General features: G+C 34.7%; 10 protein-coding genes. 5 read left to right on the top strand and 5 right to left on the bottom strand.

Features of this window, described 5'->3' with window-relative positions:
• Nucleotides 1-46: 46 nt before the first annotated feature.
• From AC3WTI_RS25955 to AC3WTI_RS25940, 4 genes are all read left to right on the top strand, one after another.
• On the top strand, nucleotides 47-1,651 hold the full coding sequence (locus AC3WTI_RS25955; RefSeq protein ID WP_087955472.1) for a sensor histidine kinase: 1,605 nt from the start codon (nucleotides 47-49) through the stop codon (nucleotides 1,649-1,651).
• Entirely contained in the window at nucleotides 1,648-2,355 is a 708-nt protein-coding gene (locus AC3WTI_RS25950; protein ID WP_029437405.1) for a response regulator, read from the top strand. The genes AC3WTI_RS25955 and AC3WTI_RS25950 overlap by 4 nt, the downstream gene beginning before the upstream one ends.
• A gap of 122 nt (nucleotides 2,356-2,477) precedes the next feature.
• On the top strand, nucleotides 2,478-3,824 hold the full coding sequence (locus AC3WTI_RS25945) for a 2-hydroxycarboxylate transporter family protein (RefSeq protein ID WP_087955471.1): 1,347 nt from the start codon (nucleotides 2,478-2,480) through the stop codon (nucleotides 3,822-3,824).
• 59 nt (nucleotides 3,825-3,883) lie between these two features.
• Complete coding sequence (locus AC3WTI_RS25940) at nucleotides 3,884-5,083, top strand: NAD(P)-dependent malic enzyme (RefSeq protein ID WP_087955470.1); 1,200 nt, start codon at nucleotides 3,884-3,886, stop codon at nucleotides 5,081-5,083.
• Nucleotides 5,084-5,380: 297 nt separating this feature from the next.
• On the opposite strand, the gene AC3WTI_RS25935 is transcribed toward AC3WTI_RS25940, so the two are convergent.
• Nucleotides 5,381-5,905, bottom strand: a complete 525-nt coding sequence (locus AC3WTI_RS25935) for a DUF4871 domain-containing protein (protein ID WP_000719652.1) — start codon at nucleotides 5,903-5,905, stop codon at nucleotides 5,381-5,383.
• Between the two features lie 115 nt (nucleotides 5,906-6,020).
• Nucleotides 6,021-6,947, bottom strand: coding sequence for a DMT family transporter (locus tag AC3WTI_RS25930; protein ID WP_087955469.1), 927 nt, complete (start codon nucleotides 6,945-6,947; stop codon nucleotides 6,021-6,023).
• 120 nt (nucleotides 6,948-7,067) lie between these two features.
• On the opposite strand from AC3WTI_RS25930, the gene pdxR reads away from it, so the two are divergent.
• A complete protein-coding gene (gene pdxR, locus AC3WTI_RS25925) occupies nucleotides 7,068-8,468 on the top strand; it encodes a MocR-like pyridoxine biosynthesis transcription factor PdxR (protein ID WP_097840611.1) in 1,401 nt (466 codons plus the stop codon).
• 34 nt (nucleotides 8,469-8,502) lie between these two features.
• Here the strand turns inward: pdxR and AC3WTI_RS25920 are convergent, their stop codons facing one another.
• From AC3WTI_RS25920 to AC3WTI_RS25910, 3 genes are all read right to left on the bottom strand, one after another.
• A complete protein-coding gene (locus tag AC3WTI_RS25920) occupies nucleotides 8,503-9,015 on the bottom strand; it encodes a GNAT family N-acetyltransferase (protein ID WP_000351212.1) in 513 nt (170 codons plus the stop codon).
• Between the two features lie 145 nt (nucleotides 9,016-9,160).
• On the bottom strand, nucleotides 9,161-10,624 hold the full coding sequence (locus tag AC3WTI_RS25915) for a HAMP domain-containing sensor histidine kinase (RefSeq protein ID WP_087955467.1): 1,464 nt from the start codon (nucleotides 10,622-10,624) through the stop codon (nucleotides 9,161-9,163).
• A 65-nt stretch (nucleotides 10,625-10,689) separates the two neighbouring features.
• The gene (locus tag AC3WTI_RS25910; RefSeq protein WP_000238949.1) at nucleotides 10,690-11,361 is read right to left on the bottom strand and encodes a response regulator transcription factor; all 672 of its coding nucleotides are present in this window, start codon (nucleotides 11,359-11,361) and stop codon (nucleotides 10,690-10,692) included.
• Nucleotides 11,362-11,532: the final 171 nt, after the last annotated feature.

Here is an 11,532-nt window from a genome sequence, read left to right as displayed (position 1 = left end):
ACCTTACTTATTTTTCTATTCAGCAATTAGGGGAGTCATTAACGGGATGAAAAAAAGAAAAAGACTATGGAATTTATGGAAAACGATTACATTGTTAGTTTGTACAGTTGTAATTTTTTCTTTACTTGTGACAGATATATTAATTAGTCATAATGTAGAACGGACAACGGAGGATAGCCAAGCAGAGAAAGCAAAAACAATTGCACACATTGTGGCGAATGATTCGATTGTAATCGATGGTTTAATTGGGAAAGCGGATACTGCTGCAATCCAAACGTATACAAATAGAATATTAAAAAACACAGGTGTTCAATTTATTGTAGTTATGGACATGAATGGAATAAGAAAGTCACATCCAAATCCTCAAAAAATAGGTCATCATTTTATTGGGGGAGATGAAGGGCCTGCATTGAAAGGAAAGGAACATGTATCGCTGGCAGAAGGGACTTTAGGTATTTCAATGCGAGTGTTTGTACCTGTATTTTCTGAAACAGGTGAACAACTTGGAGCGGTGGCCGTTGGTATTTCAGCAGATAATGTAAAAGAGAGAGTTAAGGAAAGTAGACATATCATTTATATTGGTGTCGGAGTTGGAGTACTAGTCGGAATTATAGGAGCAATATTGCTAGCTAGACATATAAAGAAAAGTTTATTCGGTCTTGAACCTCACAGGATAGCGAAAATTCTTGAAGAAAGAAATACGATGTTACAATCTGTAAAGGAAGGTATTATTGCTGTAGATAAAGAGGCCAATGTAACTTTAATAAATAATGAGGCAAAACGATTGTTTAAGAAAAGTGGTCTTGAAGAAGATTTTATTGGTAAAGATGTTGAGTTGTATATGCCTAATTCACGTATAAAAGAAGTATTACAAACGGGAGAAGTACAATTAAACGAAGAACAAAATATTTATGGAATTACGATTGTGACGAATCGTGTTCCTTTATATGTAAAAGGAGAAATAGTTGGTGCGATTGCAACATTTCGTGATAAAACAGAGATTAGAAAATTAGCAGAAGAATTAACTGGTATTAGGTTATATGCGGAAGCATTACGGGCACAATCGCATGAATTTATGAATAAAATGCATGTCGTATTAGGGCTTACACACATGAAGCAGTATGAAGAGTTACAGAAATATATAAGCGGTATGGTATCAGAGCATCAATATGAAATTGGTGGGATTATGAAAAGAATAAAAAGTCCAGTATTTGCTGGTTTTTTACTCGGGAAACTTAGCTATGCTAGAGAGAAGAATATAAAATTAATTATAAGTGAAGATTCTTACATGCCAGAAATAGAGGATGAAAGTATTACTCATGAACTGATTACGATTGTCGGAAATTTAATTGATAATGCATTAGAGGCAGTGGCGAATTGTGAAAAGAAGCAAGTTGAAGTTGAGATACAATATGGGGATACACTAATTATTACAGTACAAGATACGGGAAAAGGTATACAAGAAGAAGAAATAGGGGCATTATTTACGAAAGGTTATTCCACAAAGGGAGATAACCGTGGTTATGGTTTGTATCTTGTAACAGAAAGTATACAGCGAATAAATGGGGAAATTCATGTGTATTCATTAGTAGGAAAGGGAACAACGATAACAATTGAAATACCTAAAGGTAGGGATGAGAGGCAAATATGATTAAAGTTTTAATTGTAGAAGATGACCCGATGGTAGCAATGTTAAATACGCATTATTTAGAGCAAGTAGGAGGGTTTGAACTTGTTCAAGCAGTTAATTCGGTAAAATCGGCGATAGAAGTATTAGAGGAATCAAGAGTAGATTTAGTATTACTTGATATTTTTATGCCTGAAGAGACTGGATTTGAGCTTTTAATGTATATTCGGAACCAAGAAAAAGAAATCGATATTATGATGATTTCAGCTGTACATGATATGGGGAGTATTAAAAAAGCATTACAATATGGCGTAGTAGATTATTTAATTAAGCCATTTACATTTGAACGATTTAAAGAGGCGTTAACTATATATCGAGAAAAACTTACTTTCATGAAAGAACAACAAAAAATTAGTCAATCGGAATTAGATTCGTTAATTTTGCAAAAAGAAAAAAGAGAACCTACTGTCACTAAAGAGCTTCCGAAAGGATTAACGAAGCAAACGATGCAATTAATTTGGCAGAAGATCGAGTCGCTAAATGGACAAGCATTTACAACAGAGGAAATGGCGCAATTAGTTGGTGTTTCAAGGGTTTCTATTCGAAAGTATGTAATGTTTTTGACTGAAATTGGAGTGTTAGAAAACGAAATGGTGTATCAACATGTAGGGAGACCGGTGAGTAAATTAAGATGTATTGACCAAAATAAAATAGAGTTTTACGTATAAGCGACTTATTTTAAGTCGCTTATACTTTTTTTAATTACAAAATCAATTACAAAACTTACAAAAACTATTTTTACTATTGAAAGCGTTTTAATATTGTTATTAAGAAAACAAGGGGGTGCCATATGGGAATTCAAAAGGATGTGGAAGCGGTATCATTTTCTAGAGGAAATGAAGTACAAAGAGAATCTTTCGCTTCTAAAATTATGAATGTGAAAATCGGTGTTATACCTTTACCGTTATATGTAGTATTGGCTGCTATTATTTATGGGGCATCTGTATATAATAAATTGCCAGCAGATATGATTGGTGGATTTGCAGTTATTATGATCATGGGTATTTTCTTAGGAGACATTGGGATGAGAATTCCAATTTTAAAAAATATCGGTGGTCCAGCAATACTTTCGTTATTTATTCCATCATTACTTGTATTTTTTAACTGGATGAATCCAGCTTCAATGGAAGCTGCGACTATGTTAATGAAAAAATCGAACTTTTTATATTTATATATTTCTTGTTTAGTAGTCGGAAGTATTTTAGGAATGAATCGTAAAGTATTAGTGCAAGGTTTCGTTCGTATGTTTATACCTTTAGTGGTAGGGACGTTAGCTTCTGTAGTAGTAGGATTATTGGTTGGTTCACTATTTGGATTTGAAATGAAGCAAACATTCTTCTTTATCATCGTACCAATTGTGAGTGGTGGTATCGGGGAAGGGATTTTACCATTGTCGCTAGCTTATAGTGATATTTTAAATGAATCATCAGCAACGTTTGTATCACAGCTTATTCCAGCAGCTATTATTGGAAATATGTTCGCAATTGTAAGTGCAGGGTATATGAAGCGTTTAGGTGAGAAGAAACCGGAGCTTAGTGGTAACGGTGTATTAGTGAAAACAGACAATCAAGCAGAATTATTAAAAGAACAAAATACAGAGAAACCAATTGACTTCTCATTAATGGGAGCAGGTTTATTAATTGCGTGTACGTTCTTCATCTTCGGAGGATTTGCTTCTAAGTTCATCGGTATTCCTGGGGCGATCATTATGATTTTCTCAGCAGCACTTGTGAAATACTTTAAATTAATGCCAGCAAAAATGGAGCAAGGAGCATTCCATCTATATAAATTCATTTCGAAGAATTTAACTTGGCCGTTAATGGTTGGACTAGGATTGCTATATATTCCGCTAAAAGACGTAGCAGCAGTTCTTTCAGTAGGATATGTTGTCGTGTGCGCATCAGTTGTTCTTACAATGGTAGCGTCAGGTTTCCTTGTAGGGAAAGTGATGAAAATGTATCCGGTTGAATCAGCAATTGTAACTGGATGTCATAGTGGTTTAGGTGGAACTGGAGATGTTGCTATTTTATCAGCTTCAAATCGAATGGAATTAATGCCGTTTGCGCAAATTTCGACTCGTTTAGGCGGGGCAGCAATGGTTGTAACAGCGACAATTTTATTAAAAATGTTTTCATGATCAAACAAGCTAGCTATATTCATATAGCTAGCTTGTCAAATTAAGGGGAGATTATAAGTATGTTAGAAAATCAAATTAATGAAAGATCATTGTTATTGCATAAAGAATTAGTAGGAAAAATTGAAATTACAAGTAAAGTAGAAGTAAACTCAGCGGATGATCTAAGTCTGACATATACACCAGGTGTAGCGGAGTCTTGCAAAGCAATTGCAGCAGATGAAGAAACAGTGTATGACTATACAGCACGCGGTAATATGGTGGCAGTTGTCTCAGATGGAACAGCGGTACTTGGTTTAGGGAACATTGGACCGAAAGCAGCTATGCCTGTTATGGAAGGGAAGAGTATTTTATTTAAGAAATTTGCGAATGTAGATGCTTTCCCATTATGTTTAGGTACGACTGATGTGGATGAAATCGTTACCCTTGTGAAAAATTTAGAGCCTACGTTTGCAGGAATTAACTTAGAAGACATTGCGGCACCACGCTGTTTTGAAATTGAAAAACGATTAAAAGAAGAAACAAGTATTCCTGTGTTCCATGATGATCAACATGGAACGGCTATTGTCGTTTTAGCAGCTGTTATTAATGCATTAAAAGTTGTTAGCAAACAAATGGATCATGTGAAAATTGTTATTAACGGTGCTGGTTCGGCAGGAATTGCAATTGGAAAATTATTATTAAAGGCTGGTGCAAAGCACATTACGTTAGTTAGCTTAGAAGGTATTGTTTGTGAAGGGGAAGCATGGATGAATGAAGCGCAAATTGAGGTTTCAAAAAAGACAAATCGAGAACATGTGCGTGGAACGTTAAAAGAAGCAATTCATCAAGCTGATATCTTTATCGGTGTATCTGCCCCTAATGTACTAACGAAAGAGCTTGTAAAGACGATGGATGAGAAAGCAATTGTGTTTGCAATGGCGAATCCAATTCCAGAAATTTTCCCTGAGGATGCATTAGAGGCTGGGGCAGCTGTTGTTGGAACTGGGCGTTCGGATTATGCGAATCAAGTCAATAATGTATTGGCGTTTCCAGGAATATTCCGCGGTGCGTTAGATGTGCGCGCGACTGATATTACAGAAGAAATGAAATTAGCGGCAGCATATGGGATCGCTAACATCATTACGGACGAAGAACGTAATGCGAATTATGTAATCCCAAATCCATTAGATAAAAGAGTTGTTCCAAGTGTTGCAGAAGCAGTAGCGAAAGCAGCCATTGATTCAGGTGTGGCACGAATTACAGAAACGCCAAGTTATTAATAGCTAAAAGCAGTGCCTAAAAAGGCACTGCTTTTTTGAGATAAGAAATCAAAATAATGAAGAAGTGTAACATTATTTATTTATGTTTCCTCATTATTTATTTAATTCCATTGCAACTTGTTTACCATTTACTAAAACCTCAGTTACTGCTACAATCACTTCTATCATTTTTTTCATCTCTCATCTCTCCTCGTGTCATTTCTTACTTTAAGTATAAGAGAAGAGTGAGATTTCAACTATCGAAGTATATGACGTAGAAATTACATTGTTGTAAGAAACTACTTTAGTTCTGTCACTTTACTCAGCAGTAATTACAAATTGATCATAATATCTTTCATTCATATATAGATTTAATAACCATAATCCAGATGAAGGTAGCGATATAGTGAGAGGGATTTCGTTTGTAGTAGAATCTATTGCATTTGAAGCAGTCCAAGTTTGTTTGGAATTTTCTTGTTGAAAGAGGACTGGTGTTGGTGTTACTGACCCTTGTTTTAGTGCAATAATAGAGAGTTTTCCAGTTGGTCTTTCAGAATCTAAAAAGTACCACATTATTTCATTTTGTTCATTTGAGATAATAGAGGTATCAGCCATTGCGATTTTTCCTTCGATGCCTTTTAAAGGTATTTTTCCATCTACGAAGGATGGAGCTTCTTCCCAATTCACATCTTTTAAAACACTAAGATGAAAGAAGGAAGGTGCATTAACTTGATTGGATGATGTTGAGATGGCTTCTTTTTTGGGTACTTCGGAATCGGGTTGAGCTTGCGAGCATCCAGCGATGAGAAAGGAGAAAAGTAGCATAGTTCCGATTTTTTTCATGGTGCCACACTCCTAATTTTTATTGTTAGTGTAATTGTATTTGCTAGAAAGCGGGACAATTCCTTTAAAGTATAAAAAGAGGTCGTAAGTTTTGTACGACCTCTTTTGACATTTTCTATATTTGTTCAGTTGAAAAGGAAGGTGGATTCTCTTTTTGCGGCATCGTTAAGAAGATAACAGAAAGAACGATACATACGCCGCCTAATAATTGATAGGCTCCAAAGGATTCATTTAGCCAAGCGATTGAAACGATGGCAGCTACAAGTGGTTCAATGCTAGATAAAATGCTCGTTTCTGTTGCTGCTAAATATTTCAGACTACCGATATAAAGGAGGAAAGAAAGAGTGCCACTTATGATGATAAGTATAAGCATAGAAAAAGTTTTTAGTGTAAAAGTTTGTGAAAGCTGATCCCATTCAAACGAGCGATTACAAATAAGCAGAGTGATGCCACCGATTAACATCCCCCAGCCAATTACTACAGTTGTTCCGCATGCTTTAATAAGAGAGGCTGGATGAAGGGTATAAAATGCAAATCCAATTGCTGTTAATAGCCCAAAAATAATGGCTTCTTTCGATAAAACAATATTTTCAATGGACCCATTTGTAATAATAAAGTATGTTCCCGTTAGTGCCGTTATAATTGCGAGCAGTTGCATAGCCGCTGGGAATTTTTTTTGTCCAAATGCGACATAAATGGTAATAAGGACAGGGCCAAGAAATTGAAATAATGTCGCTGTAACCGCGTTACTAATATGAACTGTTTCAATAAAGGCGTATTGCGCACCGAGCATGCCGAGGATAGAGAAAATAATAAGTTGTATAGAATGTCTAGGATGTTTCCAAATTTGAAATATGTTTTGTTTCTTTATAAGTAAGAAAGATAAAATAAATATTCCCGCAAGCAACAAGCGAATTGTTAAAAAATCAATTGATGATACGTTAGTATGTTGAAATAGCCACTGAATCATCGGACCAGATAATCCCCATAAGGTGGCTCCTGTAATAATCATAATGAGTCCCATCCGTCTATTGTTGTTCATGATCATGCATCCCCTCTCGAGTATTTGATTTTTTATGTGTGACATGATACAAGGAATTATATATAACTTCTGGTACTGTAAAAAGTATCAGATTTTAGTTTTATTAAGGGGTCAGATATTATGTTAGAATTAACGCCTAATTTAAATATGAATAGTAAAAAGGCATTGTACGTGCAATTGTATGAGTATATAAAAAAAGAAGTTAAAGATGGAACGATTCCGGCTTTTACAAAATTACCTGCAAAAAGAAAGCTGGCGAGCTATTTACAAGTGAGTAAGAATACAGTAGAAGCGGCTTACGAGCAATTACTTGCAGAAGGTTATATTGAGTCGGCATCGAGAAAAGGTTATTTTGTATGTAAAGTTGAACAAATGATTTATGTAGAAGGAAGTGAAGCGAAAGTAGAAGAGGTTCCGTTTAGGGAGGAAAACTATACATTTGATTTCACCCAAACAGGAGTTGATACGAATACGTTTCCGTTCAATACGTACCGCAAGCTTATAAATGATGTATGGCAGCCACATAATAATGAGTTGCTTTTTCTTGGACACCCTCAAGGAGAATTGAGCTTAAGGGAGGAAATTGCGAGCTATTTGTATGAATCTAGAGGTGTGCGTTGCTCAGCTAGTCAAATTGTATTAGGAGCGGGAACACAAGTATTAGTGAAGTTACTTTTTCAAATGTTGAAGGGAAGTAATTATGCAGTTGAAAACCCAGGTTATCATAGGAAAATGGTCGTTTTTGAACAGGGAGAGAAGAAGGTTCAAATGTTGTCTTTAGATAGAGACGGAATTTGTATGGCAGATTTAGAAAATAGCAATGCAAATGTTGTCTTTGTAACTCCTTCTCATCAGTTTCCATATGGAATGATTATGCCTATTACGAGAAGGACGCAGCTTTTACAATGGGCAAAGAAAGAAGAAGACAGGTATATTATTGAAGATGATTACGATAGTGAATTTCGTTATTCAGGAAAGCCAATTCCGGCACTACAAGGTTTAGATACAGATGGGAAAGTTATTTATATGGGGACGCTCTCAAAAGCCTTGTTGCCCTCATTACGGATGAGCTATATAGTATTACCGAAAAATTTAATTCGAAAATATCAAAAGGAATATTTGTTTTATACACAAAGTGTTTCAAGAATGGACCAAGAAGTGATTAGAAAGTTTTTAAATGAAGGCTATTGGGAAAAACATATTCATAAAATGCGTGTCGTCTACCGGAAAAAGAGGGATCGACTCGTCTTTGAAATAGAAAAGTATTTCTCTAATCGTCTTGAAGTGATAGGAGAAGATTCGGGATTGCACATTTTATTAAAAGTGCATAATGGAATGCGAGAAGAGGAACTAATTCAAGAAGCAGCAAAATATAGTATTAAAATATATCCTGTTTCTACATACTATAAAGACGGTACTGCACCTGAAAATGTAGTTTTACTTGGATTTGCGATTTTATCAGAAGAAGAAATTGCGCAAGCGATTCAACTATTAAATACGGCGTGGTTTCGAAAAAAATAAAAAAACATCCTCATACACGAGAGGATGTTTTTTATTATTTATTTTCATCTAAGAATAAGACCATATGCTCTTCGTCCCAATATTGTCCGTTATATTTTAATGAACGTTCTTGCACACCGAATGTTTTAAATCCTAATGATTCATAAAGTTTTTTTGCTCCATCGTTGCCAACAACAACATCAAGCATAACTTGTTCTACTTCTAAAGATTTAGCAAGTTCAAGACATTCTTTAATAAGTGCTTTTCCTGCTCCAAGTCCGCGTGCTTTTGGAGACACATATACAGAACCGATTTTAGCTTTATGTTCTTGTTTTACATATGGTTTCGTTTCCAGTGTCGCAACCCCGATTAATTTTCCATCTTTAAATGCACCTAGCGTATAGTTTTCATCTTGTGCTAATTTTTGTGCTTTATATTCAATCGCGCACTCTTTATTAATAATATCTTCATAAGAAGAGCTGAAAGCTTCAGGGTTTTGCTTTAATCCTTCTACACGAAGTTCTAAGTAAATTTCCGCTTCGTCTTTTGTTAATACATGGATATCCAATTATATCACCCTCCAAATCTTTGCAAATGTACCTTTATTTTATATTGAAATAAGAATAATTTCAAAAGCTTAGCTTATATGAGCTGATTTTATGAACAAAATAACACCAGTAGTGTTTACTACTACTGGTGTTTTCACACACATATTATTCAAAAGGTAGCTCGATTATAAAGTTTGTTCCTACGCCTAATTTACTTGTTACTAGAATGGAACCGTTATGCAATTCCACAATTTCTTTCGCAACAGCTAGCCCGATACCTTTTCCTCCAGTAGCTCTCGTTCTGGATTTATCAACACGATAAAAACGATCGAAAATATGCGGGATATCTTCTTCAGGAATACCTTCACCTTCATCTTGTACACTTATTGTAAAAGAATTTGTTTCTGTGAGTACGCGTATTGTAATAGTGGTGTTTTCTAGCGAATGTTGATAAGCATTGTGTAATAAATTTAACATAACTTGTTCCATACGTCTTTCGTCTATGCAAACTTCTAAATCATCTTTACAATATACATGGAGTTGCATTTGCTTATTCGTTAATGTTGTTTTTGTTTTTTCAACCATTCGCTCTAAAAAAGATCTAAGAAGCACTTTTTGTTTTTTTATAACAAACTGGTGTTGTTCTAATTGTACAAGCATAAATAAATCTTGAACGAGATCGGTTACACTATCTGTTTCATCCTCAATGATTTGCAAGTATTCTTCACGCTCTTCTTTCGTTAAAGAGTCTCTCTTTGCCACTTTCGCATAACCTTTCATATAGGTTAATGGGGTTAATAATTCATGAGCAACACTAGCGAGAAACTCGTTTCTTTCTTTTTTCATATAAGTCAGTTCACTGGACAAATCTTCAATCGTTTTTGCTAAGCTTCCAAGTTCATCATTCCGTTTAATACCTAATTGAATTGGTTTATTTAATTTTGACATTTTTTCTGTTGCCCTCTTCATTTTTATAAGCGGTTCTGTAATAACACGAGAAAAAACAAAGACAGAAATAGTTGTTAAAATAACTGTCAAAACACTAATGATAAGAAATTGGTTCATGAGTTTAAGTAACATATTTTCTAAGAAAGATGTTTTTAATAACATATATAATTTTCCTTGAAACTCTCTTGTATTAATTGGGCTTACCGTTGTGATGAATTTTGATTTTTTCCAGTTCTTCTCGACGATTAATCCATTTTGGGGGATTTGTTCTGTTTTACAAGTAAGTTGTTTTTGCATAGTTTTTGTTACAGGTTCTGAAGTGGAAATGATTTTTCCATTATTGTCCGTTATAATGATAGCTATATCAGAGTTAGCAATTGATTCTGATTCAACTAAGTGTTCAGCCTCATCCGCGATATCGAACTCTGGGTATATAGGACGGTTAGGATTTTTATTGTATTCAGCACGTTCGATGTTTGTCTTTTCTTGAGCATGTGTACTCCACTTGGAACGTCTTGTAATTTTGTTACTATAGCGATTACCTTTTTCTAAAAGAGCAAGTGTTTCTTCCTCAATCCGCATTGTTGAAATGCTTTTGTAAAAAGATACGAAAGCAATTGTTTCGATACATAAAGCTAATATTAAAAAGTATGTCCCAATTTTAAGTGAAAGTTTACTCATTTTCTCACCATACCTTATTTCATATAAAGGGTCAGTGATATACTATTGCTCACTGACCGAAATAATTATTCACTTTTCCATTTATATCCGACTTTATAGACAGTTTCTAAGTAATTTTCAACTGGAAATCCTTTTTTGCGTAGTTTATCACGGATATTGCGAATATGTGAATCGATTGTTCTATATTCAATGTCTGTTTCATAACCCCAAATTTTTTCAATTAAATCATCTCGGCTATAAGCACGGTTTGTATTTTGTAAAAATAGTCCAAGCAACGAAAACTCGATAGGAGTTAGTGAGATTTTTTCATCATATACTGTGACGGTATGTTTCGTTTTATCCCACTCAATACCATTGAAGCTAACGAATCCATCCTTCTTTGTACGGCGTAATATAGCCTCAATTCGTGCAACTAATACATGCTCATCAAATGGTTTTGTAATATAGTCATCTGCGCCCATAGTAAGACCCTTAACCATATCGTAGTTTTGATTACGAGCTGTTAGCATAATGATTGGAACGTTGGAAATTTGACGGATTTGATAACAAGTATCCCATCCATCCATATTCGGCATCATTACATCTAACAAAATAATATCGAAGTCTTTTTGTTCTATTAACTTTAGTGCTTCAAGGCCAGAGGTAGCTTTCATACAAAAATAGCCACGAGGACTTAAGAACAGATCTAATAATCGTAACATACGTTCTTCATCGTCTACTAATAAAATTTTTACCATAATCTTGTGCACCCCAAACTGTTCATTCTATTTGTATAGTTTACATGAAAATAATAAAAAACTCTTTTTATGTGATTGAGTGGAAGAGTTATTTCTCGCTCAGAGTAATTGACATAAAAAATGCACTAGTTTTGCACAACTATTTTTTATAATAGAAAACGTAGCGACACA

It is taken from the genome of Bacillus sp. EB106-02-03-XG38, assembly GCF_058792175.1.
The sequence above is the reverse complement of the archived record's forward strand: the minus strand, read 5'-3'. Positions and strand labels throughout refer to the sequence as shown.

What these genes read in the sequence shown, in the direction of transcription:
- AC3WTI_RS25955 (WP_087955472.1), top strand. Translation starts at nt 47, where the DNA reads ATGAAAAAAAGAAAAAGACTATGGAATTTATGGAAAACGATTACATTG.
- AC3WTI_RS25950 (WP_029437405.1), top strand. Translation starts at nt 1,648, where the DNA reads ATGATTAAAGTTTTAATTGTAGAAGATGACCCGATGGTAGCAATGTTA.
- AC3WTI_RS25945 (WP_087955471.1), top strand. Translation starts at nt 2,478, where the DNA reads ATGGGAATTCAAAAGGATGTGGAAGCGGTATCATTTTCTAGAGGAAAT.
- AC3WTI_RS25940 (WP_087955470.1), top strand. Translation starts at nt 3,884, where the DNA reads ATGTTAGAAAATCAAATTAATGAAAGATCATTGTTATTGCATAAAGAA.
- AC3WTI_RS25935 (WP_000719652.1), bottom strand. Translation starts at nt 5,905, where the DNA reads ATGAAAAAAATCGGAACTATGCTACTTTTCTCCTTTCTCATCGCTGGA.
- AC3WTI_RS25930 (WP_087955469.1), bottom strand. Translation starts at nt 6,947, where the DNA reads ATGAACAACAATAGACGGATGGGACTCATTATGATTATTACAGGAGCC.
- pdxR (WP_097840611.1), top strand. Translation starts at nt 7,068, where the DNA reads ATGTTAGAATTAACGCCTAATTTAAATATGAATAGTAAAAAGGCATTG.
- AC3WTI_RS25915 (WP_087955467.1), bottom strand. Translation starts at nt 10,624, where the DNA reads ATGAGTAAACTTTCACTTAAAATTGGGACATACTTTTTAATATTAGCT.
- AC3WTI_RS25910 (WP_000238949.1), bottom strand. Translation starts at nt 11,361, where the DNA reads ATGGTAAAAATTTTATTAGTAGACGATGAAGAACGTATGTTACGATTA.